This is a genomic window from Mesorhizobium sp. M0923 (assembly GCF_040319365.1).
GTDB lineage: Bacteria > Pseudomonadota > Alphaproteobacteria > Rhizobiales > Rhizobiaceae > Mesorhizobium.
Genome location: NZ_JAMYNW010000023.1, coordinates 14,737 through 37,702, shown reverse-complemented (window position 1 = coordinate 37,702; position 22,966 = coordinate 14,737). Strand labels below are relative to the sequence as shown.

Below are 22,966 nucleotides of genomic sequence, written 5' to 3'. Positions count from 1 at the left end.
GCAGCGATGGCGAAACGGCCGACGATCACCGACCTGGCACGCATTTCGGGGGTCAGCGTTGCCACCGTCGACCGGGTGCTGAACAACCGCTTGCCGGTGCGCGAGGAAACCGCGCGCCGCGTCTATGACGCCGCGACCAGCATCGGCTATCACGCGGCCGGATTGATCAAGCAGCGGATGCGCCATGAATTGCCGGAGTATCGCCTCGGATTTCTGCTGTTGCGGCGGGAAGACGTCTTCTACAGCGAATTTGCCCGCGAACTTGAACTGGCAGTATCGCAGTCGCCGCGCTTTCGAGGCGTGGCGACCATCGACTTCGCCGATTCGCTGGCGCCGGATGAGATCGTCGAGCGGATGCGCAAGCTGGCAGCCAAATCCAGGGCCGTCGCCTTGGTCGGGCCTGATCACCCGACGCTGACGGTGGCCGTCGAGGCGCTCAAAGCCAACGGCGTACCGGTGTTCTCCCTGCTTTCCGACTTTGCGTCCGGCATTCGCGAGGGCTATGTCGGCCTCGACAATCGCAAGGTTGGCCGCACCGCTGCCTGGATGATCTCGAAGGCCGCGAAGAGACCTGGCAAGGTCGCCCTCTTCGTCGGCAGCCATCGCTTCCACGGCCACGAGCTTCGCGAGATCGGTTTTCGCTCCTTTTTTCGCGAGCAAGCGCCGGAATTCACTCTCCTTGAGACGTTGGTCAATCTGGAAGCGAACCAGATCACGCATGATGCAATGATCGAGCTTCTGGCCCGCCACCCCGATCTTGCCGGCTGCTATGTCGCCGGTGGCGGCATGGAAGGCGCGATCTCGGCGCTGAGGGAGGCAAAGCCGGCAGAGATGCCAGCGGTCGTCTGCAACGAGATCACGCCTGACTCCCGCGCGGCGCTGGCGGATAATTTCCTGACGATGGTGATCTCGACGCCTCTGGCAGCGCTTTGCCGCGAGCTTGTCGGGCTGATGGCGCATGCCATCGAGACCGGCGCCGCGAATGCGCCGGGTCAGACCTTTCTGCCCTTCGACATTTATCTGCCGGAAAACATCTGACGTCGCGGTCATTGGCGGCAGACATGATGTAATCTATCAGAACGCTTTCAGGCCCGGCTTGCCTGAGCGTTCGTCTAAAAGAGCTCGAAATGCCGAAAATCCATTCCTCATGGCGAAATCTCGCTTGACGCCCACGCGAAATGGAATAAATATTTCACCAACTGAGCATTTTGGTTCTTTCGTTCCGGAAGATCTGTTTCAGGCAAATGCCTTCCGGAACTAAAATGGCAATCGGGAGAGAATTCCCTGCGAGATCGGGGATTCCGGGTAGATCGGTGCAGCCGGACACCAATGTGGAGGAGAAATAAAATGAAAAAACTGCTTTTGGGCGTCGCGTTCGCGGCGCTAATGAGTTCGTCCGCCTTTGCTGCCAAGATCGGCGTGTCGATGGCGTTGTTCGACGACAATTTTCTCACCGTGCTGCGCAACGGCATGATCGAGCAGGCCAAGGGCATGGACGGCGTCGAGCTGCAGGTGGAAGACGCGCAGAACGACGTCGCCAAGCAGCTCGACCAGATCAAGAACTTCGCCGCCTCGGGCGTCGACGCAATCATCGTCAACCCGGTCGACACCTCGGCCACCCAAGCGATGTCGGACGCAGCCGCCGCTGCCAAAATTCCGCTGGTCTATGTCAATCGCGAGCCGGTCAACGTCGACACGCTGCCGGAAAACCAGGCTTTCGTCGCCTCGAACGAAGCCGATTCTGGCACGCTCGAGACCAAGGAGGTCTGCCGCCTGTTCAAGGAAGCCGGCAAGAAAGAGGCCAATGTCTATGTGATCATGGGCGAGCTGTCGAACCAGGCCGCGGTGCAGCGCACCAAGGACATCGATGATGTGATTGCCACGCCGGATTGCAGCTTCATCAAGATCATCGACAAGCAGACGTCGAACTGGAAGCGCGAAGAAGCGCAGAACCTGATGACCAACTGGCTGTCGACCGGCAAGCCGTTCGACGGCGTCATCGCCAACAATGACGAGAGCGCCATCGGCGCTATCCAGGCGATGAAGGCCGCCAATATCGACATGAAGTCGGTTGTCGTCGGCGGCGTCGACGCTACCCAGGACGCGCTAGCGGCGATGCAGGCGGGCGACCTCGATGCGACGGTGTTCCAGGACGCAGCCGGCCAGGGCGCTGGCGCGCTTGATGCTGCGCTCAAGCTAGCGAAGGGCGAGAAGGTCGAGCACAAGGTCTACATCCCGTTCCAGCTGGTCACGCCGGCAAATATCGACAAGTTCCTGAAGAAGAACTGAGGCGGACCTGTCCGATACGGAGCGGCGCGCCAAAGTAAGACAGCGCCGCTCCGCTTTTTCCCCCTCGGCCTGAACAGCGCCGGGTGGAGACCGTGGCTGACGGAGGAAGCACGATTGGCACAGACATCTCACGGCGTCGGCGGGCTCAGCTATGATGCGAAGCGGCGCGCATGGCCGGCCGAATTCAACGTCTTCCTGGCGCTCGTCATCCTGGTCGGCGCTTTCGAGCTGATCGGCCGGGTTTTCCTGGGCGACAGCTTCCTGTTCAATACCCGCGACAATATCGATGCGATCTTCAACGAAGCGCGCCTGCAGATCATCATCCTGCAGGTGTCGATCGTCGGTATCATTGCCATCGGCGTGACGCAGGTGATCATTACCGGCGGCATCGACCTGTCCTCGGGTTCGATCGTCGGCGCCACGGCGATGATAGCCATGAGCTTCGCCCAAGTGGCGACGGTCAACGGCAACCCGAACCCCAAGGCGATGTTCATTGCCCAGGGCTGGACCGACCTGCCGGTGATCGTGCCGGTGCTCGTCGCAATCGGCTGCGGCCTGCTGGCCGGCCTGGTCAACGGTGCCTTGATCGCCTACACGCGCATCCCGCCGTTCATCGCCACGCTTGGCATGATGGTCACCGCGCGCGGCATCGCCAAATGGTGGTCGAAGGGGCAGCCGATCTCGTTTCCGACCGAGAGTTTCGCCGCCATCGGCAAGGGGCTGATGCCGGTCATCATTTTCATTTCGCTGGCGGTGCTGTTCCAGCTGATCCTGAGCTACACCAAATATGGCAAGCACTGTTATGCAATCGGCTCCAATGAGGATGCCGCGCGCATGTCCGGCATCAACATCGCCAACCACAAGATCCTCGTCTACGTCATTGCCGGCATCCTTGCCGCGCTCGCCGCCGTGGTGTTGAGCTCGAAGAATCTCACTGCCCAGGCCGGCATGGGTGTGATGTACGAGCTCGATGCGATCGCCATGGCGGTCATCGGTGGCGTGTCGCTGTCGGGCGGCCGCGGCTCGATTATCGGGACGGTGATCGGCTCGCTGATCTTCGGCGTCATCATCTCCGGCTTCACCTTTTTGCGCCTCGACGCCTATTATCAGGAGATGGTCAAGGGCGTGATCATCGTCGGCGCAGTCGTTCTCGACCAGTGGCGCCAACGCCTGCGGGCAATGAGGGCTTGATCATGTCGGACATCGTCCTGAAAACCGAAAACCTGACCAAGTATTATGGCGGCGTCCATGCGCTGGAGGGTGCCAACTTCGAGCTGCGCAAGGGCGAGCATGTCGCCATCATGGGCGACAACGGTGCCGGCAAATCGACCTTCGTGCGCCAGATCACCGGCGTCGAGCAGCGAACCAGCGGCAGGATGTGGTTCGACGGCAAGGAAGTGAATTTCGCCGGGCCGATCGAAGCCCGCGAGGCGGGCATCGAGACGGTGTTCCAGAACCTAGCGCTCGCCGACGACCTCGACGTGCCGTCGAACCTGTTCCTCGGCCGTGAAAGAGTGCTGTTCAATCTTGGGCCCTTCTCGATCCTCGACCGCAAGTTCATGCGCAAGGCGACCGAAGCAGCCCTGGTCCGCACAGCGGTCAAGATCCCCAACCTTTCCAACACCATCCGCCACATGTCGGGCGGCCAGCGCCAGTGCGTGGCGATTGCCAGAACCGCGACCTTTGCTTCCAAGCTCATCATCATGGATGAGCCGACGGCGGCGCTCGGCGTGCAGGAGACGATGCAGGTCGAAAACATCATCCGCACGCTGAAGGAAAATGGCGAGCCGCTGATCCTGATCTCTCACAACATGCGTCAGGTGTTCGATCTGGTCGACCGCATCGTCGTTTTCCGGCGCGGCCGCATCGTCGCCAATTTGCGCAAGCAAGATACCGATGGCAACGATATCGTCTCCTACATCACCGGCGCCAAGACCGGGCAGGCGGAACTTGCGGCGTAAGGCCAACGTCGTGTTACGGGGGCTGACACGCCTTCTCTTTCCAACCATTCTCAAAGGAAATTCTTCATGCTTCGCTTTGCTCTTCTCGGTGCCGGCCGTATCGGCAAGGTCCACGCCCGTGCGGTGGGCTCCAACCCGCAGGCCAGGCTGGTTGCGGTTGCCGACGCCTTCGAGAAGGCGGCGACCGATTTGGCCTCTGCCTATGGCGCCGAAGTGCGCAGCATCGATGCCATCGAAACTGCCAGCGATATCGATGCGGTCGTCATCTGCACGCCGACCGACACCCATGCCGATCTGATCGAACGCTTCGCCAGGGCGGGCAAGGCGATCTTCTGCGAGAAGCCGATCGATCTCGACGCCGGCAGGGTGGAACAATGCCTGGCCGTCGTCGACAAGGCCGGCGCCACCCTGATGGTCGGCTTCAACCGCCGCTTCGATCCGCATTTTGCCGCCGTGCGCAAGGCGATCGACGACGGTGCGATTGGCACAGTCGAAATGGTGACCATCACCTCGCGCGATCCCGGTCCACCGCCGCTCGACTATATCGGCCGCTCGGGCGGCATCTTCCGCGACATGACCATCCATGATTTCGACATGGCGCGCTTCCTGCTCGGCGAGGAGCCGGTGGCGGTCAGCGCGCACGCTTCGGTGCTGGTCGACAAAAAGATCGGCGAGGCCGGCGACTTCGACAGCGTCAGCGTCATCCTCGAAACTGCCTCCGGCAAGCAATGCGTCATCTCCAACTCGCGCCGAGCCACCTATGGCTACGACCAACGCATCGAGGTGCATGGCTCGAAAGGCATGATTGCGGCCGAGAACCAGCGGCCGGTGTCGATCGAACTCGCCAATGAGAAAGGCTATACGCGGCCGCCGCTGCACGATTTCTTCATGACTCGTTATCTCGACGCTTATGCCAACGAGATCGCTGCCTTCATCGCGGCAGCGACGTCAGGCAAGAAGGCGGCGCCGAGCGGCAAGGACGGGCTGGTGGCGCTCAGGCTGGCAGATGCGGCGCTGAAATCGGCCAAGGAAGGCAAGACCGTCCGCCTCGACAAAACAATCTGACTATCAAGCACAGGAGCAAGGCGATGAACGGTTCAGCCGGTCGCAATTCCGAAACACGCGCCATCGTCACCGGCGGCGCACAAGGCATCGGCTTTGCCGTCGCCGAAGCGCTGGCCGATGAGGGCTGCCGGGCGCTAGCGCTGATCGGCCGCTCGAAGGAGAAGGGCGACAAGGCTGTCGCCATCCTCAAGGGGGCAGGCGTCGATGCCATCTTCATCAGCGCCGATGTCGCCAAAGTCGCCGACTGCAAGCGTGCGGTCGAAACGGCGATTGGCCATTGCGGCACCGTCAACGCGCTGGTCAACGCCGCCGCCACCTCGGCTCGCGGCTCACTGGTCGAGACCTCTGAGGATCTATTCGACCAGATATTCCAGACCAATGTGCGCGGCCCGTTTTTTCTGATGCAGGGCGTGGTGGCGCATCTGCTGGCGCGCCAGGCACCGGGCTCGATCGTCAACGTACTGTCGATGTCGGCGCATTGCGGCCAGTCGTTCCTGGCGCCCTATTCATCGAGCAAGGGAGCGCTGGCGACGCTGACCAAGAATGTCGCCAATGCCCATCGCGGCAATCGCATCCGCTGCAACGCGGTGCTGCCCGGCTGGATGGACACCGAGGGCGAGGCAATCGTGCAGAAGAAATGGCATGACGCGCCGGACGACTGGCTTGAAAAAGCCGAGGCCGCGCAGCCGATGGGCCAATTGGTGAAGCCGGCGCAACTTGCCCGATTGATCAGCTATATGATCAGCCCGCAGTCCGGCGTCATGACTGGGTCGCTGGTCGACTACGACCAGAGCATCGCGGGGGCGTCACCGGAATAGGATCAGCCGTGTAGCCTTGCGTCAGAAGCAGTTTGCCATAAGTGGCCGAGATGCCCAAAATATCAAAGCCGGCATAATCGGTTCCGATCGACCTCACTCAGGCACACGGGCTCTGAAACCCTCTCCTTCCCTGTTGCCGCCGTATCGCCATTCCCATATAGTCAAGATAGTCAAGATAGTCAGAATGGTCATGGGAGGTCGAAATGCCGTCTGCGCCCAGAGAGGATACTAACTGGACGGTCGCTGGGGCAAAGGCCCGGCTCTCGGAGGTTATCGAGCGCGCGCAATCTTCGCCGCAGACGATCACCAGAAACGGTAAGCCAAGCGTGGTTGTCGTCTCGGCCGAGGAATGGCAGCGGAAGACCGCGCGCAAGGGTACGCTTGCGGAGTTCCTGCTGGAGTCGCCGCTGCGCGGCGCCGATCTCAACCTTGAGCGCCAGCGCGACGAACCGCGTGATCTGCCGCTGTGAGGCTTCTGCTCGATACGAATGTCCTGTCCGAGGTGACAAGGCCGGCGCCGGATGTGCGCGTTCTGGACTGGCTGGGCGGGCTTGATGAGGACCGCTCATTCATTAGCGTCGTGTCGATCGCGGAGATCCGGCGCGGCGTCGCCCTCATGGACGAGGGCCGGAAACGCGAGGCACTGGCCGAATGGCTCGCACGGGACCTGCCGCAGCGCTTCGAGCAGAGAGTTCTTCCGGTGGACGAACCGGTTGCCTTGGCGTGGGGCGACCTGATGGGCCTTGCGAAGCGCCGCGGTCGCGGTCTGTCGTCGATGGACGGCCTGATTGCAGCCACGGCGATTGCGCAGGAACTCACCTTGGCAACGCGTAACACGAAGGATTTCGAAGACTTCGGAATTGAACTCGTCGATCCCTGGACTGCATGAACCCGCTCGGCGCTGCATGCTGGGCCACTACGTCAGTAGCATCATCAGACACGTGACAATCGCCTCGGCTTCGACTATATGAGCCTCATGATCAACCTGACCGCCACCTATTGGTACTTTAGCAGCTCGCTGGCGGCGGGAGGATTGCGCTCGATCTGAAGATTGCAGCAGCAAGATCCGAACAGCCGCCAGACCTGGCGGCTTTTTTGTTTCAGCCGGCAGGTCTCCCAATCAGGAGCAGAAAGCCGTGTTGACCACCACAGACGATCTTCGGGTCAAGGAAATAAGGGAATTGAGTACGCCGGACGAGGTGATGCGGGAGATACCGCGCACACTGACGGCGACGCGGACCGTTGCCGCGTCACGCAATGCTATCCATGCCGTGCTGACCGGCACCGACGACCGGCTGGTGGTCGTCGTCGGCCCCTGTTCGATCCACGACCCGGCCGCTGCCGTAGACTATGCCAGCCGCTTGGCATCGCTGCGAGAGAGCCTGTCGGACCGGCTGGAGATCGTGATGCGGGTGTATTTCGAGAAGCCGCGCACGACGGTCGGCTGGAAGGGCCTGATCAACGATCCCGACCTGGACGGCAGCTTCAACATCGACAAGGGGCTGCGGATGGCCCGCAACGTGCTCGCCGCCGTCAACAATCTCGGCCTGCCGGCGGCGATCGAATTCCTCGACATGGCCACCCCGCAATATATCGCCGACCTCGTCGCCTGGGGCGCGATCGGCGCGCGCACGACCGAGAGCCAGATCCATCGCGAACTGGCATCGGGCCTGTCCTGCCCGGTCGGCTTCAAGAACGGCACTGACGGCAATCTGCGGATCGCCGCCGAGGCGGTGAAATCGGCCGCCCAACCGCATCATTTCATGGCGGTGACGAAGGGCGGACGCAGCGCCATCGCGACGACCACCGGCAACGAGGACTGCCACGTCATCCTGCGCGGCGGCATTCAGCCCAATTATGACGCAACAAGCGTCGCGGCTGCCTGCGCGGAACTCGGCCGGATCGGCGTGGCGCCGCGGCTGATGATCGATGTCAGCCACGCCAACAGCAGCAAGAAGCCGGAAAACCAGCCAGGGGTGGCGGCTGACGTGGCTGGCCAGGTCGCGGCAGGCGACGAGCGCATCATCGGCGTCATGATCGAGAGCAACCTCGTCGCCGGCCGGCAGGACGTCGTGCCGGGCAAGCCGCTCGTCTATGGCCAGAGCATCACCGATGGCTGCATCGACTGGGCAGCCACCGAGACGGTGCTTCACGGCCTTGCCGACGCCGTCGAGCGGCGCCGGTCGGTGCGCCGAAGCATGATATCAAGCCGTTCAGGCGCCGCCTGAGCACTTCTCCTTCTCCCCTTGTGGGAGAAGGTGGATCGGCACGCAGCGCCGAGCCGGATGAGGGTGCTGGAAGAAACTCGGCGTAAAATATTGAGGGATTTTAAGCGCTTATTTCTTCGCTGTAGCGACTCCAACACCCCTCATCCGACCGAGCTTCGCTCGGCCACCTTCACCCTCAAGGGGAGAAGGGGAAGCCAGCGCCGGGCTTACTACCGCACAGCGATCCAGCGCTGTTCCGCGAACGAGCGCGCCATCGCGTGCACCGTGCGCTCGATCTCCAGGCCTTCGTCGAAGTCGATGATCCGCGCCGGCTTGCCGGCAAGCCGCGTCAACAGTTCCCGGCATTCGATGATCTTGAGGTCATTAAAGCCAAGGCCGTGGCCGGGCGCCGGCAGGAAGGCGTCGTAAGGCCTGTGGTGCGGGGCAACCAGGACTGTCCGATAGCCTTGCTCCGTCGGTCGGTCGGCTGTCAGATAGAGCTGGAACTCGTTCATCCGCTCCTGGTCGTACAGGATCGAGCCCTTCGAACCAAAAATCTGGATGGCGATCCGGCCCTTGCGGCCCCAGGCCGAACGGTTGACCAGCAACGTGCCGGCAATGCCGTTTTCGAGATGCATCAGGATGCTGGCGATGTCATAGGTCTCGACGGCGCGGCGCCCGCCCGAGGCGACGCGGCGTTCGGCATAGGGCCTGGCCATGTCGCACATGACTCGGGCGACGCGGCCGAACAGTACCGCTATGAGCGACAGCGGATGCACGGCGAAATCGTCGAGCGCGCCGTAACCGGACGCCGCCTCGTGCTTCCAGAAGAACAGCGCCTCCGGATCGGCCATGAAGTCCTCGTCCATCTCGATACGCAGATGGTTGACCTCGCCGATGATCTTCTCGTCGAGCAGCGCGCCGATATGGCGGATCGCCGGGTTCTGAATATAGTTATAGCCCAGCGCGGCAACCTTGCCGGATTTCCGCGCGGCCGCAGCCATCGCTTGCGCCTCCGCAAAACTTGGCGCCATCGGTTTTTCACACCACAGATGCTTGCCGGCTTCGAGGATGGCGATGGCCATTTCCGGGTGGAACTGGTTCGGCGTAGTCAACGAGATGACATCGACGTCGGGATCGTCGACGACTGCGCGCCAGTCGCCGGAGGCCTTGGCGAAGCCGAATTCGCTGGCACGGCGTTTGGCAAGGTCCTCGTTGACCTCGCCCAGATGGACCAGCCTTGGCTTGTCGACATCGGGAAAGACGGTGCCGACCGCGTTCCAGGCAATGGCGTGGCACTTGCCCATGAAGCCCGTGCCGATAAGACCTACCCCGACCATCCGCTTGCCTCCCTGTGTGCAAAATTTTGTGTGGATGAATTAGTCCATTTTGTTTGCAAATGGAACGCTTGTCTCATTTTTTATGGTGTTCTTGCACAGGTCCGCTATGATGGGGCACAGAGGGAACCGACGATGAGCCTGGGCGGAGCGACGATGGACGAACGGGTGCCGCGCGATTTCGAAACGCTGCGGGCGACGATCCTGGAGCGGCGTCAGAGCCTGCCGAAACGTATCGCCCAGATCGCCGCCTATGCGCTCGACAACCCCGACGATATCGCCTTCGGCACCGCTGCCAGCATCGCCGCCTCCGCCGGTGTTCAGCCTTCGACCCTGATCCGCTTTGCCCAGCAGCTTGGCTTTGACGGTTTCACCAGCCTGCAGCTGGTGTTTCGCGAGCGCCTGCGCGAGCGCAACTCGTCCTACGATGAAAGGCTGGCGGCATTGCGCGCCAAGGCCGAGGAAGGCGCCGGCCACCGGGCGATTTTCGACGGTTTCGTCGCCGCAGCCAGCACCTCGCTCAACGACATTTCGCGCACGCTGAATGAAGACCATTTCGAAGACGCAATCGCCGTTCTGGCCAAGGCGGAAACCATTTATGTGCTGGCCAAGCGGCGCTCCTACCCGGTCGCCTCCTATATCGCCTATGCGTTGGGCAAGCTCAAGATCCGCAACCAGCTGATCGAATCGGCCGCCGGCCTGAACGCGGAGATGATCGGCTTTGCCTCTCCAAGGGATGCCGTCATCGCCATCAGCTTTTCGCCCTATGCCCCTGCCACCATCGAGGAGGCGCGCGTCATTTCGGAGCAAGGCGTGCCGATCGTGGCGATCACCGACAGCTCTTTTTCGCCGCTCGCCCAATTCGCCAGGGTCTGGTTCGAGGTCGCCGAGGCCGATTTCGCCGGCTTCCGCTCGCTGTCGGCGACGATGGCTTTGGCCATGGCGCTGACCGTTGCCGTCGGCGAGAAGCGGCGCGATAGCGGCCGCAAGCGCAAGGCCTAGATCACCTCTATTGCCGTTTCGCCTTCTGCCAAAAGCCGCGCTGCGTCGCGGGCAGGCGGCGACCCGAACTGGCGGGCATACTCCCGGCTGAACTGGGAAGCACTCTCATAGCCGACAGCGAAGGCGACACGCGCCACGTTGCCCGGCTGAGCAATCAGCAGATGGCGGGCTTCCAGCAAGCGGATTTGCTTTTGATACTGGATTGGGCTCATGGCCGTCGCCGCCTTGAAGTGACGATAAAACGCAGCACTGCTCATATGGGCGATCTCGGCAAGATCGCCGACCCGGACCGGCTGATGGGGGTGCGAACGGATCCAGGCGATCGCCCTGCCGATCCGGGACAGATGGCCATCGGCGCGCGCAAGTTCACGAAGCTTTCCGCCCTGGGGGCCTTGCAGGAGCCGAAACAGCATCTCCCGCTCGAGCATGGTCGCGAGCACGGGAATCTCCGCTGGCCGGTCAAGCAACCGCATCATTCGACGCAACGCGTCGAGCAGATCGTCATCAACGGGAGTGGTGGAGAAGAAACTGTCGCCACCGAGGGCTGGCGCGTGCTCGACGAGGAGCGCGGCGACGGCTTTCAGGTCAAGGGTCAAGCCAATGGCCAGATAAGGACACGCCGCGCTCGCTTCGACTATCTGGCTGATAGTGGGCGTCTCGACAGTGTAGATGAAATAGCTGGCCGGCTTGTAACGAAGAGCCCGGGAGCCGATCAGGACCGTCTTTGCGCCCTGCAATACGAATAAGATCCCCGACCCCCACACACCCGGCAATGGTGCCGTGGCGACTTCGCTGCAGCCGATCGAAACGCGGGGAACCGCCGTTCTTGTTCGTCGCCCGCGCGCATGGCGGCCGGCGATCTCGATCAACTCCTGCAGCGCCTCGTTCATTGCGCCAGCATCGCGCATTCACGCTGGCCGCGCAACAGCGTGAGAGGATTAGGCAAGAGCCTGAGAATTTCCGGCGCGCGGCGCCCGCTGCCTCGCGCCATTTGTGGGTCTTCCACAAGAAAAATGGAGACACCGAAATGACGACTTCGAAGACCGCGCTGGTGACCGGCGCCAACAAGGGTATAGGCCGCGAAATCGCCCGGCGACTGGCGACCATGGGCTTCAAGGTCTGGCTCGGCGCCAGGAGCGCCGAACGCGGCATGGCGGCGGCGCAGGCATTGTGCGCGGAAGGCCTCGACGCAGAGTGGCTTGAGCTGGACGTCACGAGGGATGACAGTGTGAAGGCGGCAGCCAAGGCGCTCGGGCAGGCCAGCCCCTGCCTTGACGTGCTGGTGAACACGCCGGCGTCGCCATCAATTACGACCTGCCGCCGAGCCAGCAGCGGATCGCCGACATCCAGGCCACCTACGACGTCAATGTCTTCGGCCCGATCCGCGTGACACAGGCATTCCTGCCGCTGCTGCTGGCAGCACCTGCTGCCCGTATCGTGATGGTGAGCAGCTCCACCGGGTCCATCGGCCGGGCGCTCGATCCCGCCACCGCGAATCACGCCGTCAATATGATGGGCTACGGCAGCTCCAAGACAGCCTTGAACGCCATCACCGTGGGCTTCGCCAGGGAGCTCGCGCTCCAGGGCATCAAGGTCAACGCCGCGGCGCCCGGCTATACCGCCACCGATCTCAACGGGTATAAAGGTCAGCGCACGGTGCAGCAGGCAGCCGAGATCGTCATTCACCTGGCGACCCTGGACGCCAATGGCCCGACCGCCGGGTACTTCAACGATGACGGCCCGCTTCCTTGGTAAATCAGCTGGTTTCAGCGGCAGACGCTTGACGTTCGTCTGACTTCAAAGTTTCTCACCGCGCCGGCCTTTGCAGAGCACTTTTCGGCCTTGGGAATGCTCGTTCCATATTGACTATGGATTGGAATTATTATTTCATATTACCGGCGCCACGCTGCCGCTCGCGCGTGTTACCCAAGACAACAAAGCCGATGGGAGGTTCGAATGGGCGAAGCCGTGGAAGCGAGACATGCGCCGCTCGACATCATCACGATCGGCCGCGCTTCCGTCGATCTCTATGGCCAGCAGATCGGCTCGCGCCTCGAGGACATTACTTCGCTTGCCAAGTCGGTCGGCGGCTGTCCAGCCAATATCGCGGTCGGCACTGCCAGGCTCGGCCTGCGCTCGGCGTTGCTCACCCGCGTCGGCAATGAGCAGATGGGCCGCTTCATCCGCGAGCAGCTGACCCGCGAGGGCGTTTCGGTCCAAGGCCTCAAGACCGATCCGGAGCGGCTGACCGCCCTGGTGCTGCTGTCGGTCGAGGATGAGGGCGTCTCGCCGATGATCTTCTATCGCAGCGATTGCGCCGACATGGCGCTTTCGGAAGACGATATCGATGAGGCCTTCATTGCTTCAGCACGCGCGGTCGTCGTCACCGGCACGCATTTTTCACGGCCCAACAGCGACGCCGCGCAACGCAAGGCGATCCGTGTCATGAAGGCCAAGGGCGGCAAGGTGGTGTTCGACATCGACTACCGCCCTAACCTGTGGGGCCTCGCCGGCCATGCCGAAGGCTTCGAGCGCTATGTGAAATCCGACCGCGTCTCGGCGCAGTTGAAGACGGTGCTGCCCGACTGCGATCTCATCGTCGGCACCGAAGAGGAGATCATGATCGCCTCCGGCGCAGACGATTGCCTGAGCGCGCTGAAAACCATCCGCTCGCTGTCGACGGCGACCATAGTGCTGAAGCGCGGTGCCATGGGCTGCATCGTCTATGACGGGCCGATCAGCGACGATCTCGAGGACGGTATCGTCGGCAAGGGGTTTCCGATCGAGGTCTACAATGTGCTCGGCGCCGGCGACGCTTTCATGTCGGGCTTCCTGCGCGGCTGGCTCGGCGAGGAAAGCCTGGCGACGGCCGCGACCTGGGCCAATGCCTGCGGCGCCTTTGCCGTATCGCGGCTGCTCTGCGCACCTGAATACCCGACTTTCGAGGAATTGCAGTTCTTCCTGAAAAACGGCAGCAAGCATCTGGCGCTGCGCAAGGACGAGGCGATCAACCACATCCATTGGGCGACCACGCGCCGGCGCGACATCCCCTCTCTGATGGCGTTCGCCTGCGACCACCGCGTCCAGCTGGAGGACGTCGCGGCAAAGGCCGGCGCCGATCCGTCGCGAATCCCGGCTTTCAAGGTGCTGACGGTCAAGGCTGCGGCAAAGGTCGCGGCTGGCCGCGGCGGCTATGGCATGCTGCTCGACGAAAAATACGGGCGCGAGGCGATGTTCGAATTCGCCCACCATTCCTTCGCCTGGCTCGGCCGGCCGGTCGAGTTGCCGGGTTCGCGGCCGCTTCGCTTCGAGTTCTCGCAAGACATAGGCTCGCAACTGACCGAATGGCCGGTCGACCACTGCATCAAATGCCTGTGCTTCTATCATCCCGACGATCCCGCGGCGCTGAAGAGCGAACAGCAGCAGAAACTGCGCGCTTTGTTCGAGGCCGCGCGGAAAGTGGGGAGAGAACTTCTGGTCGAGATCATCGCCGGCAAGCACGGCAAGCTCGACGACATGACCATCCCGCGGGCGCTTGAGGAACTCTACGCACTCGGCATCAAGCCCGACTGGTGGAAGCTCGAACCGCAGGCATCGACCGGCGCATGGGCAAAGATCGAGGCGGTGATCCTGAAGAACGATCCGTGGTGCCGCGGGATTGTACTGCTGGGTTTGGAAGCACCGCAGGACGAATTGGAAGCGGCCTTCGCCGCCACCGCCAAGGCGCCCATCGTCAAGGGTTTCGCTGTCGGCCGTACCATCTTCATCAACGCGGCCGAACAATGGCTTGCCGGCAAGATGTCGGACGATGAGGCGGTTGCCGACATGGCGTCGCGCTTCGAGAGGCTGACCGAGGCATGGCTTGCCGTGCGCGGCCGCAAAGCAGCATAAGAAGGCGCGGCATAAGGACTGCGGAGGAAAACGACATGACCAAGACAATCCGCCTGACGATGGCGCAGGCGCTGACCCGCTTTCTTGCCCAACAGATGGCCGAGATCGACGGCAAGAAAGTGCCGATCTTCGGCGGCGTCTGGGCAATCTTCGGCCACGGCAATGTCGCCGGCGTCGGCGAGGCGCTCTACCAGGTCCGCGACGAATTGCCGACGTTCCGTGCCCATAACGAGCAAGCGATGGCGCATGCGGCGATCGCCTATGCCAAGGCCAATTTCCGCCGCCGCTTCATGGCGGCGACCAGTTCGATCGGCCCTGGCGCGCTGAATATGGTGACGGCGGCAGCACTTGCGCATGTAAACAGGTTGCCTGTCCTGTTTCTGCCCGGCGACGTCTTCGCCAATCGCATTCCCGATCCCGTCCTGCAGCAAGCCGAGGATTTTTCCGACGGTACGGCGACGGTCAATGACTGCCTCCGGCCGGTGTCGCGCTATTTCGACCGCATCACCCGGCCGGAGCAGATCATGCCGGCGCTCAACCGCGCCATGCAGGTGCTGACCGATCCGGCTGAGTGTGGCCCGGTAACGCTGGCGCTGTGCCAGGACGTGCAGGCCGAGGCCTATGATTATCCCGAGAGTTTCTTTGCCGAGCGGCTCTGGACCCAGCGGCGAGCGCGCCCGGACCGCCAAGAGTTAGCAGCTGCAGTGGCGGCGCTGAAGAGCGCGAAGAAGCCATTGGTGATTGCCGGCGGTGGCGTGCTCTATTCGCAAGCGTCGGATGAATTGGCGAAGCTGGCGCAAGACGCTGGCATTCCGGTGTGCGAGACGCAAGGCGGCAAATCCTCGCTGCCCGACGATCATCCGCTGAACATGGCGGCGGTCGGCGTTACCGGCACTTCGGCTGCCAACAGGCTGGCCGAAGAGGCCGACGTCGTGCTTGCCGTCGGCACCAGGCTGCAGGATTTCACCACTGGCTCCTGGGCGTTGTTCAAGAATTCCGGCAAGACCATGATCGGGCTCAACGTCCAGCCTTTCGATGCCGGAAAGCACCAGGCGCTGCCGCTGGTCGCCGATGCGGCTGAAGGGCTCGCCGAACTCGGTGCGGCGCTGAAAGGCTGGAAAGCTCCTTCTGGCTGGACCGACAATGCGATCAGCGGCAAGAAGGACTGGCAGGCGGATGCCGGCAAGGTGACGGCGTCGACCAATGCCGCCTATCCGTCCGACGCGCAGGTGATCGGCGCCGTACAGCGCGCCATGGGCTCCGGCGTGGTACTGCTCCATGCCGCCGGCGGCTTGCCCGGCGAATTGCACAAGCTATGGCAGGCGGGCGCGCCCGGCTCCTATCATGCCGAATACGGCTTCTCGACCATGGGCTACGAAATCGCCGGCGGGCTTGGCGTCAAGATGGCCAAGCCCGACGAGGAGGTTGTGGTGATGATCGGCGACGGCTCCTACCTGATGCTCAATTCCGAGGTCGCTACGTCGGTGATGCTCGGCCTCAAGCTGACCATCGTGCTGCTCGACAACCGCGGCTATGGCTGCATCAACCGGCTGCAGATGGCGACCGGCGGCGCCAACTTCAACAATTTGCTGAAGGACGCTCGTCACGAGACCTTGCCCGAGATCGACTTCGCCGCGCATGCTGCAAGCATGGGTGCGATTGCCGAAAAAGTGGCGTCGATCGCCGGGCTGGAAACGGCCCTGGCGCAAGCGAAGAAGAATACGCGAACGACCGTGCTGGTCATCGACACCGACCCGCTGGCTTCGACCGAGGCCGGTGGAAGCTGGTGGGATGTCGCAGTGCCGGAAGTCTCGGCACGGCCGCAAGTGAACGCGGCGCGCAAGAAATATGAGGAAGCGCTGAGCGGGCGGCGGTTTTAACGCGCCCGCCAACGCCGCCTCGAATGTCAGAAATTGGAGTGACGACTTGAAAGCCAAACTGGGCATGTCCCCGATTGCATGGTGGAACGACGATCTTGCCGAACTCAGCGATGATGTGTCGCTGGAGGAGTGCCTGCGCCAGTCGCGCTCGGCTGGCTTTACCGGCATGGAAATGGGCCGCCGCTTTCCCAACGATCCGGAGATCATGCTGCCGATCCTGAAAGAGGCCGACGTGACGCTGTGCGGCGGCTGGTTCTCCGGGACGCTGGTCGACGAAGACATGGCGAAGAACAAGGTTCGTATCCAGCCGATGATCGACCTGTTCAAGGCGGTGAATGCGCCCTGCATCGTCTATGGTGAAGTCGGCCGTTCCATCCAGGGCGACCGCTCGAAACCGCTTGCCATCAAGCCGAGGCTGTCGGACGATGAGATGAAAGCCTACGCTAGGCGGCTAACCGAGTTCGGCGAATGGTGTGCCGGGCAAGGCATGCCGCTCTCCTACCATCATCATATGGCGGCGGTGATCGAGACCGAGCCGGAGCTCGACGCTTTCATGCGCTATTCGGGAGAGGGCATTCCGCTGCTGCTCGATGCCGGTCACCTGGCCTTTGCCGGCGGCGATGTGCTGCGCGCGATAGACAACCACCACCGGCGCATCAACCACGTGCATGTCAAGGACGTACGCATGCAGGTGATCCAAAAGCTGGATCGCAACAAGCAATCCTTCCTCGACGCGGTAGCACTTGGTGCCTTCACCGTGCCGGGAGATGGATCGCTGGATTTTGGCGCCATCGTCCAGAGGCTCGCCAACCACGGCTATGAAGGCTGGTTCGTGGTCGAGGCCGAGCAGGATCCGAAGAAGAACCCGCCACTCAAGATGGCACAGGTCGGCTACAAGGAATTGATGCGGGTGATGACGGCGGCCGGCTATACGGTTGAGACACTGGGCTTTCCCAATGCTTGAGAGTTCGCGAGGAAGGGCTGACCCGATGCCGGCGTTTATCCGATGAAAGACTCCGAGCACCCGTTTTTCCGGCCTTTGTGGCGGCGCGTCGCCATTGTCGCGGTCTGCCTGGTCTGGTCGGTGATCGAATTCGCTACCGGCACGCCGTTCTGGGGCGTGATCGCGCTCGGCTTCGCCGGCTATGCGGTCTGGCAGTTTTTCTACCTCTACAAACCGGCCGACGAAGACAAGCCATCGGCAAACGCCAAACCGAAGGAATGACCATGTCGAAGCTGCTCGTCAAAGCCAATAAGGGCCACGGCCGCATAGCCCATGTGACGCCGCAAAACGCCGGCTGGACCTATGTCGGCTTCGATCTGCATCGGCTGAGGCCCGGCGACACCGCTTCCGGGCAAACCGCGGATCGTGAGGTCTGTCTGGTATTCGTCACCGGCAAGGGCAAGGTCAAGGCCGGCGGCAAGGATCTCGGGCTCCTGGGCGAACGCATGTCGCCGTTCGAGGGCAAGCCGTGGTCGGTCTATGTGCCGCAGGGCTCGGAGTGGTCGGTGAGCGCCGATACCGATCTCGAACTCGCCGTGTGCTCGGCGCCGGCGCTTGGCGGCGGTCTGCCGGTCCGCATCATTGCGCCGAAGGATCTCGGCCAGGAGACCCGCGGCAAAGGCACCAACACGCGCTACGTCACCAACGTCCTGCCGGAGGGCGAGCCGGCCGATTCCCTGCTGGTGGTCGAGGTCATCACGCCCGGCGGCCACACATCGAGCTATCCGCCGCACAAGCACGACCAGGACAATCTGCCGGCCGAATCCTATCTCGAAGAGACCTATTACCACCGCCTCAATCCGCCGCAGGGCTTTGCTTTCCAGCGCGTCTACACCGATGCCGACCAGAACGGCTCTCGTTCGCTCGACGAGGCGATGGCGATCGAGGACGGCGACGTCGTGCTGGTACCCAAGGGTTATCACCCCTGCGCCGCCTGCCACGGCTATGATCTCTATTATCTCAACGTCATGGCCGGACCGAAGCGGACGTGGAAATTCCACAACGCGCCCGAGCACGAATGGCTGATGGCCTGACCGTTTCCCCTTCGCTTCTCAACCGCTGGTCCAAGCCGAAAAAATCGTCGGCTAATGACCAGGCTGTGTCGTTTGTTACCGAAAACGCTGCAAAGCTTCGTCATTTCGTCATGCAAATCGCCTATGGCAGCGGGGCTGACGAGGAACTTCGATGCGCTACGCGATCTATTTCACCCCCCTGCAGGACGAACCGCTGGCGCGGATCGCCGCCAATTGGCTCGGCCGTGATCCCTTCGGTGCCGCCACGAGGCCGGTCGAGGCGGTGGGCGAGTTGTCGGCAGCGGAAGTTGCCTTCCATACCGCCTCGGCGCGCCGCTACGGCTTTCATGCGACGCTGAAGGCGCCCTTCCGGCTGGCTTCAAACGAGACGGAGGCCTCGCTTCGCGCCGCACTCGACGATTTTGCCGAGGCGACGCCGGTGGTGACGGTCCCGCGTCTCGTCGTCAGCCAAATCGACAGCTTTTTCGCGCTCGTGCCGGAAGCACCGCTGCCGGGGCTCAACCGTTTCGCCGATGATGTGGTGCGCGGCTTCGACCGCTTTCGCGCGCCGCTGACAGACGCGCAGATTGAACGCCGCAGCCCCGACTCGCTGAAGCCCGATGAGTTCCGCAATCTCTGCCAATGGGGCTACCCCTATGTCTTCGAGACGTTTCGTTTCCATATGACCCTGTCCGGCCGGGTGTCGTCACAGGAAAGCCCTCGTCTTCGCCGAGCAATCGACAGCCTGTTTGCGGACGTGCTGCAACGGCCGGTGCCGGTGGACGCGCTGACGCTGTTTGTCGAAACTGAGCCGGGTGCGCCGTTCATGGTGCTGTCCCATCACGCGCTCGGGCGCCCGGCCAGAAGAACTGCCTGAGATGACTATTTGCTTTAACCGCATTGTGCGACGCCAATCCATTTTCAGTTGGCTGCAAAATGCTCCGAGGACTGCCTGAAATGACCGCCGAGACCGTTCTTGACAACGCCCGCATCGTGCTTGCCGACCAGATCGTCGAAGGGTCGATCGTGCTGCGCGACGGCGTGATCGCCGACATTGCTCCCGGCGCTGGCCGCAGCGGCAAGGACATGGGCGGCGACTTCATCATCCCTGGGCTGGTCGAGCTCCACACCGACCATCTCGAAGGCCATTACGCGCCACGGCCGAAAGTGCGCTGGAACCCGATCGCCGCGGTGCTCGCCCATGACGCGCAGGTGGCAACCGCCGGCATCACCACCGTGCTCGACGCCTTGCGCGTCGGCATGGACGAGGACGCCGACCTGACAGCGGCCGACATACGCAAGCTGGCCGAGGCGATTGAGGACAGCGTCCAGCAGGACCGGCTCAGGGCCGACCATTTCATCCATCTGCGCTGCGAGGTTTCGGCGCCGGACTGCCTCACAGCCTTCGCCAATTTCGACGGCGACGAGCGGGTCAGGCTGGCGTCGCTGATGGACCACGCGCCGGGACAGCGGCAATTCGTCGATCTCGAAACCTATGCGTATTACTACCAGCGCAAGCTGAAGCTGACCGATCGCGATTTCCAGAAATTCTGCGAAAAGCGGATGGCGGAATCGGCGAAGAACTCGAGCCCGAACCGCAGCTTCATCGCCGCTGCCTGCAAAGAGCGCGGTATCGTGCTCGCCAGCCATGACGACGCAACCGTCAGCCATGTCGATGAAGCGATCGAGCAAGGCGTCCGTGTCGCCGAGTTCCCGACCACCGAGGAGGCGGCTCGGGCTTCGAAAGAGGCAGGGCTCGGCGTTTTGATGGGCGCGCCGAACGTCATGCGCGGCGCTTCGCATTCGGGCAATGTCTCGGCCCGCACACTGGCCGGCGACGGCCTGCTCGATATCCTGTCATCGGACTACATTCCGTTCAGCCTGATCCAGTCGGCCTTTTTCCTCGGCGACGTGGTCGAGGGCATCTCGTTGCCTCAGGCAGTGGCGATGGTGTCGAAGAACCCGGCCGAGGCTGTCGGCCTCACCGATCGCGGTGTCATCGAGCCCGGCCGGCGCGCCGATCTGGTTCGCGTGCGCGTCGACGATCACGTCCCGGTTGTCCGCACGGTGTGGCGGCAGGGACGGCGGGTCGCATGATGGTGTCGGCATCGGTCGAGCGTGAATTGTCCGCCGCGGGATTTCCAATCCGCGACGGCGTCTTCGTCGCCGTCGTCGGACCGAGCGGTGCCGGCAAGGACACGGTGATCGGCTATGCGCGCGCCATGTTTGCCGACGAGAGCCGACTGGAGTTCGTTCGCCGGGTGATCACCCGGCCGAGCGATGCGGCCACCGAGGATCACGATACGCTAGCCGACGCTGCCTTCGTCGAGGCCGAAGCGGATGGCGCCTTCGCGATTTCCTGGGAGGCGCATGGCCTGCGCTATGGCATCCCGGCCGAAGTCGACTGGTCAGTCTCCAACGGCCGTGTCGCGATCGCCAACGTCTCGCGCGCGATCATCCCGACGCTGCGGGACCGCTACGCCAATCTGGCTATCGTCGAGATCACGGCTGCACCGGAGATCCTGGCCGAGCGGCTGGCCTTGCGCGGGCGCGAGTCGCGCGGCGAAGTGCTGGCACGGCTGGCGCGCAGCGCCAATGTGGCGCTGTCCGGACCGGGCGTCACCTCCATCGACAATAGCGGCCCTCGTGAAGCCGCCGGCGAGCGCTTCACCGAGGTGCTGCGCAAGGCCATGGCCTTCTCCGACATGTCGGGCCTCATCTAAGGCGCGCCCATCCGATGCATTCGGGATGGGCGCTACTTGTCTAACCCATATCTTTTTGGAAACCGGTATCCACTGTTCGGGATCATGGCCTCATGCGGCGTGCCGATCCCGACCAGCGTGATGAGTATCCGTGCTAGTGGTTGTCGAAGGCTTCGCTGGTGCATCCGCCGGTGTATCCAGAACTGCAACGTGATGCCGATAGACCATCTCCCAGCCCTTCCAGCCGGTGAACAGCAGTATGCAGACCACTATGAACGACAACAGCGCGCCCCACGGTCGGACCGCGGCCTCGGCGCCTTGAGCATAGCGAAGGTAGAAATTGATCAGAGCCACAACGACCGCGGTCAAGTTGCCCAGCATGTGGTACCAGGCGTCGGACAAGGCGCGAATGCGCGGCTCGTTGAGGAAGTCGATAAAACCAGCTGTCGCAGCGAGAAGCGCCATTACGATAGCTGCCCCGATCAGCCACATCGATGCCCGTGCCCAGAAGGCGTCGGCAGTCCCCCAGAAAACCAGGTCGGTGACAAAGGCACCGACAAGAAACGCGACAGGAAAAGGTATCAGCATCGGGTGGAGGGGGTGAGTTCCTATCTTTGCGGTACTTACTGGATTCATGGGCATGGGACGCCTCCGCGTAGCAAAGCTTAAATAAACGCTCAGATACGGGTTTCGTTCCAAATAGAGATTAACCTGAACTGCTGTCGCGAAGCTCAGGCTGACCTTTTCATGCCTGCCAATGGCAGTCGGCGTATTTCATCCAGCTATTTTTGCGTCATTCCGCGGCAGCACCCGCCACGCCCTTGCGGGTGGCTTCCAGCATCCGCCGCCGCGCCCTGAACACGCCCCATTGCTGGTCGACCAGAACGCCGATGAGGATCACCCCGCCCATCACGGCGAAGTTGAGCGAGGACGGGATACCGAGCAGGTTGACGAGGTTCTGCAACTCCTGCAGCAGCACCGTGCCGAGCAGGACGCCGATCAGCGAGCCTTCGCCGCCGCGCAGCGAGAAGCCGCCGAGCACCGCTGCCGCGATGGCGTAGAGCTCGTAGAACTGGCCGTGGCTCGCCGGCGAGATCGAGCGTGTGTACATGGCGAAATAGATAGCCGACAGCGCCGTCAGCACGCCGCAGATGACATAGGCGGCCATGACGATGCGGCCGGTGCGGATGCCGGAATATTTCGCCGCTTCCTCGTTCTTGCCGATGGCGTAGAGATATCGCCCGAACACCGAACGGTGCAGCACCACCCACATGACGACGGCGATGACGATCAGCGCGATGAAACTGTTCGGCACGCCCCAGGACCGCCCCGCCGTCAGGAACTCGAGTTCCGGGAAGTTCTGTCCGAAGGCAAAGCCGGCGGTGCCGTCGGCGGTATAGAAGCGCGCCACGCCGCGATAGATCAGCAGGCCGCACAAGGTCACCACGAAAGGCTGCAATTTGAGCCGGGTGATCAGCCAGCCATGCGCCAGCCCGATGATGCCGCCGAGCACCAGGATCAGCGGCAGGGCGACCGGCCAGGCCATGCCGCGCGTGGCGATGAAATCGATGAACAGCACACCGAGCAGCGCAACCACCGAGCCGACCGACAATTCGATGCCGCCGGTGATGATGACGAAAGCCTGGCCGATCGACAGGATGCCGAACAGCCCGATCAGGTTCGAGGTGTTGGCGAGATTGATCGGCAGCAGGAAGCGCGGGTTGATGATCGCTACCACCGCGCCGACCACCAGGATCAGGATCAGCAGGCCGAGATCTTTCTTGCTCATCGTCGTCTC

The 22,966-nt window shown here is 62.7% G+C and carries 22 protein-coding genes and 1 pseudogene; 19 read left to right on the top strand and 4 right to left on the bottom strand.

The genetic code is table 11. The annotated features are described in order from the left end of the window. Positions 1–6 precede the first annotated feature (6 nt). From NKH89_RS28925 to NKH89_RS28885, 9 genes are all read left to right on the top strand, one after another. Positions 7–1,038 (top strand): LacI family DNA-binding transcriptional regulator, encoded by a 1,032-nt coding sequence (locus NKH89_RS28925; protein WP_023718248.1) that lies wholly within the window; start codon positions 7–9, stop codon positions 1,036–1,038. A gap of 309 nt (positions 1,039–1,347) precedes the next feature. After that, on the top strand, positions 1,348–2,289 hold the full coding sequence (locus NKH89_RS28920) for a sugar ABC transporter substrate-binding protein (RefSeq protein WP_023718247.1): 942 nt from the start codon (positions 1,348–1,350) through the stop codon (positions 2,287–2,289). A gap of 114 nt (positions 2,290–2,403) precedes the next feature. Next, complete coding sequence (locus tag NKH89_RS28915; RefSeq protein ID WP_352495260.1) at positions 2,404–3,480, top strand: ABC transporter permease; 1,077 nt, start codon at positions 2,404–2,406, stop codon at positions 3,478–3,480. Between the two features lie 2 nt (positions 3,481–3,482). Continuing rightward, positions 3,483–4,250: an ATP-binding cassette domain-containing protein gene (locus NKH89_RS28910; protein ID WP_254815918.1), complete on the top strand. Its 768-nt coding sequence runs from the start codon at positions 3,483–3,485 to the stop codon at positions 4,248–4,250. Between the two features lie 66 nt (positions 4,251–4,316). After that, positions 4,317–5,315 carry an inositol 2-dehydrogenase gene (gene iolG, locus NKH89_RS28905; RefSeq protein ID WP_023718244.1) on the top strand — a complete coding sequence of 333 codons (999 nt, stop codon included), beginning with the start codon at positions 4,317–4,319 and terminating at the stop codon, positions 5,313–5,315. Positions 5,316–5,338: 23 nt separating this feature from the next. Further along, complete coding sequence (locus NKH89_RS28900) at positions 5,339–6,133, top strand: SDR family oxidoreductase (protein WP_023718243.1); 795 nt, start codon at positions 5,339–5,341, stop codon at positions 6,131–6,133. A gap of 203 nt (positions 6,134–6,336) precedes the next feature. Then, positions 6,337–6,603: a type II toxin-antitoxin system Phd/YefM family antitoxin gene (locus tag NKH89_RS28895; protein ID WP_023718242.1), complete on the top strand. Its 267-nt coding sequence runs from the start codon at positions 6,337–6,339 to the stop codon at positions 6,601–6,603. Then, complete coding sequence (locus tag NKH89_RS28890) at positions 6,600–7,022, top strand: type II toxin-antitoxin system VapC family toxin (protein WP_352591239.1); 423 nt, start codon at positions 6,600–6,602, stop codon at positions 7,020–7,022. The genes NKH89_RS28895 and NKH89_RS28890 overlap by 4 nt, the downstream gene beginning before the upstream one ends. Positions 7,023–7,269: 247 nt before the next feature. Beyond that, complete coding sequence (locus NKH89_RS28885; RefSeq protein WP_352591241.1) at positions 7,270–8,361, top strand: 3-deoxy-7-phosphoheptulonate synthase; 1,092 nt, start codon at positions 7,270–7,272, stop codon at positions 8,359–8,361. 209 nt (positions 8,362–8,570) lie between these two features. Here the strand turns inward: NKH89_RS28885 and NKH89_RS28880 are convergent, their stop codons facing one another. Then, positions 8,571–9,680 carry a Gfo/Idh/MocA family protein gene (locus NKH89_RS28880; protein WP_023718239.1) on the bottom strand — a complete coding sequence of 370 codons (1,110 nt, stop codon included), beginning with the start codon at positions 9,678–9,680 and terminating at the stop codon, positions 8,571–8,573. 153 nt (positions 9,681–9,833) lie between these two features. Between NKH89_RS28880 and NKH89_RS28875 the strand changes: the two genes are divergently transcribed. Beyond that, positions 9,834–10,679, top strand: a complete 846-nt coding sequence (locus tag NKH89_RS28875) for a MurR/RpiR family transcriptional regulator (RefSeq protein WP_352484502.1) — start codon at positions 9,834–9,836, stop codon at positions 10,677–10,679. Here NKH89_RS28875 and NKH89_RS28870 read toward each other — a convergent pair. After that, positions 10,676–11,569 carry an AraC family transcriptional regulator gene (locus NKH89_RS28870; RefSeq protein WP_352858114.1) on the bottom strand — a complete coding sequence of 298 codons (894 nt, stop codon included), beginning with the start codon at positions 11,567–11,569 and terminating at the stop codon, positions 10,676–10,678. The two genes, NKH89_RS28875 and NKH89_RS28870, sit on opposite strands and share 4 nt — an antisense overlap. A gap of 137 nt (positions 11,570–11,706) precedes the next feature. On the opposite strand from NKH89_RS28870, the pseudogene NKH89_RS28865 reads away from it, so the two are divergent. The 9 genes and pseudogenes from NKH89_RS28865 to phnN all read left to right on the top strand — a co-directional run bounded on the left by NKH89_RS28865 (position 11,707) and on the right by phnN (position 21,189). Then, positions 11,707–12,434: pseudogene (locus tag NKH89_RS28865) on the top strand (SDR family NAD(P)-dependent oxidoreductase). Positions 12,435–12,635: 201 nt separating this feature from the next. Next, a complete protein-coding gene (locus tag NKH89_RS28860; RefSeq protein ID WP_352716528.1) occupies positions 12,636–14,570 on the top strand; it encodes a bifunctional 5-dehydro-2-deoxygluconokinase/5-dehydro-2-deoxyphosphogluconate aldolase in 1,935 nt (644 codons plus the stop codon). 35 nt (positions 14,571–14,605) lie between these two features. Beyond that, the gene (iolD, locus tag NKH89_RS28855; RefSeq protein WP_352884838.1) at positions 14,606–16,450 is read left to right on the top strand and encodes a 3D-(3,5/4)-trihydroxycyclohexane-1,2-dione acylhydrolase (decyclizing); all 1,845 of its coding nucleotides are present in this window, start codon (positions 14,606–14,608) and stop codon (positions 16,448–16,450) included. 46 nt (positions 16,451–16,496) lie between these two features. Then, a complete protein-coding gene (iolE, locus tag NKH89_RS28850) occupies positions 16,497–17,414 on the top strand; it encodes a myo-inosose-2 dehydratase (protein ID WP_023718233.1) in 918 nt (305 codons plus the stop codon). Positions 17,415–17,456: 42 nt separating this feature from the next. Next, positions 17,457–17,675, top strand: a complete 219-nt coding sequence (locus tag NKH89_RS28845; protein WP_023718232.1) for a DUF3329 domain-containing protein — start codon at positions 17,457–17,459, stop codon at positions 17,673–17,675. Positions 17,676–17,677: 2 nt separating this feature from the next. Then, positions 17,678–18,487 (top strand): 5-deoxy-glucuronate isomerase, encoded by an 810-nt coding sequence (iolB, locus tag NKH89_RS28840; RefSeq protein ID WP_352495021.1) that lies wholly within the window; start codon positions 17,678–17,680, stop codon positions 18,485–18,487. 151 nt (positions 18,488–18,638) lie between these two features. Continuing rightward, entirely contained in the window at positions 18,639–19,343 is a 705-nt protein-coding gene (locus NKH89_RS28835; protein WP_352495022.1) for a DUF1045 domain-containing protein, read from the top strand. 80 nt (positions 19,344–19,423) lie between these two features. Next, positions 19,424–20,563, top strand: a complete 1,140-nt coding sequence (locus tag NKH89_RS28830) for an alpha-D-ribose 1-methylphosphonate 5-triphosphate diphosphatase (RefSeq protein ID WP_352495023.1) — start codon at positions 19,424–19,426, stop codon at positions 20,561–20,563. Then, positions 20,560–21,189, top strand: coding sequence for a phosphonate metabolism protein/1,5-bisphosphokinase (PRPP-forming) PhnN (gene phnN, locus NKH89_RS28825; RefSeq protein WP_023718228.1), 630 nt, complete (start codon positions 20,560–20,562; stop codon positions 21,187–21,189). Before NKH89_RS28830 ends, phnN begins: the two co-directional genes overlap by 4 nt. A gap of 90 nt (positions 21,190–21,279) precedes the next feature. On the opposite strand, the gene NKH89_RS28820 is transcribed toward phnN, so the two are convergent. Continuing rightward, positions 21,280–21,810: a DUF2231 domain-containing protein gene (locus NKH89_RS28820; protein WP_023718227.1), complete on the bottom strand. Its 531-nt coding sequence runs from the start codon at positions 21,808–21,810 to the stop codon at positions 21,280–21,282. Between the two features lie 151 nt (positions 21,811–21,961). Beyond that, on the bottom strand, positions 21,962–22,957 hold the full coding sequence (locus NKH89_RS28815) for an ABC transporter permease (protein ID WP_023677502.1): 996 nt from the start codon (positions 22,955–22,957) through the stop codon (positions 21,962–21,964). Positions 22,958–22,966 lie beyond the last annotated feature (9 nt).

Excerpts from the sequence above, each read along its gene's own strand:
- iolD (WP_352884838.1), top strand. The coding sequence starts at position 14,606 with ATGACCAAGACAATCCGCCTGACGATGGCGCAGGCGCTGACCCGCTTT.
- NKH89_RS28835 (WP_352495022.1), top strand. The coding sequence starts at position 18,639 with ATGCGCTACGCGATCTATTTCACCCCCCTGCAGGACGAACCGCTGGCG.
- iolG (WP_023718244.1), top strand. The coding sequence starts at position 4,317 with ATGCTTCGCTTTGCTCTTCTCGGTGCCGGCCGTATCGGCAAGGTCCAC.
- NKH89_RS28925 (WP_023718248.1), top strand. The coding sequence starts at position 7 with ATGGCGAAACGGCCGACGATCACCGACCTGGCACGCATTTCGGGGGTC.
- NKH89_RS28870 (WP_352858114.1), bottom strand. The coding sequence starts at position 11,569 with ATGAACGAGGCGCTGCAGGAGTTGATCGAGATCGCCGGCCGCCATGCG.
- NKH89_RS28900 (WP_023718243.1), top strand. The coding sequence starts at position 5,339 with ATGAACGGTTCAGCCGGTCGCAATTCCGAAACACGCGCCATCGTCACC.
- NKH89_RS28830 (WP_352495023.1), top strand. The coding sequence starts at position 19,424 with ATGACCGCCGAGACCGTTCTTGACAACGCCCGCATCGTGCTTGCCGAC.
- NKH89_RS28920 (WP_023718247.1), top strand. The coding sequence starts at position 1,348 with ATGAAAAAACTGCTTTTGGGCGTCGCGTTCGCGGCGCTAATGAGTTCG.
- phnN (WP_023718228.1), top strand. The coding sequence starts at position 20,560 with ATGATGGTGTCGGCATCGGTCGAGCGTGAATTGTCCGCCGCGGGATTT.
- NKH89_RS28875 (WP_352484502.1), top strand. The coding sequence starts at position 9,834 with ATGGACGAACGGGTGCCGCGCGATTTCGAAACGCTGCGGGCGACGATC.
- NKH89_RS28910 (WP_254815918.1), top strand. The coding sequence starts at position 3,483 with ATGTCGGACATCGTCCTGAAAACCGAAAACCTGACCAAGTATTATGGC.
- NKH89_RS28880 (WP_023718239.1), bottom strand. The coding sequence starts at position 9,680 with ATGGTCGGGGTAGGTCTTATCGGCACGGGCTTCATGGGCAAGTGCCAC.
- NKH89_RS28895 (WP_023718242.1), top strand. The coding sequence starts at position 6,337 with ATGCCGTCTGCGCCCAGAGAGGATACTAACTGGACGGTCGCTGGGGCA.
- NKH89_RS28820 (WP_023718227.1), bottom strand. The coding sequence starts at position 21,810 with ATGCCCATGAATCCAGTAAGTACCGCAAAGATAGGAACTCACCCCCTC.
- NKH89_RS28860 (WP_352716528.1), top strand. The coding sequence starts at position 12,636 with ATGGGCGAAGCCGTGGAAGCGAGACATGCGCCGCTCGACATCATCACG.
- NKH89_RS28845 (WP_023718232.1), top strand. The coding sequence starts at position 17,457 with ATGAAAGACTCCGAGCACCCGTTTTTCCGGCCTTTGTGGCGGCGCGTC.
- iolB (WP_352495021.1), top strand. The coding sequence starts at position 17,678 with ATGTCGAAGCTGCTCGTCAAAGCCAATAAGGGCCACGGCCGCATAGCC.
- NKH89_RS28815 (WP_023677502.1), bottom strand. The coding sequence starts at position 22,957 with ATGAGCAAGAAAGATCTCGGCCTGCTGATCCTGATCCTGGTGGTCGGC.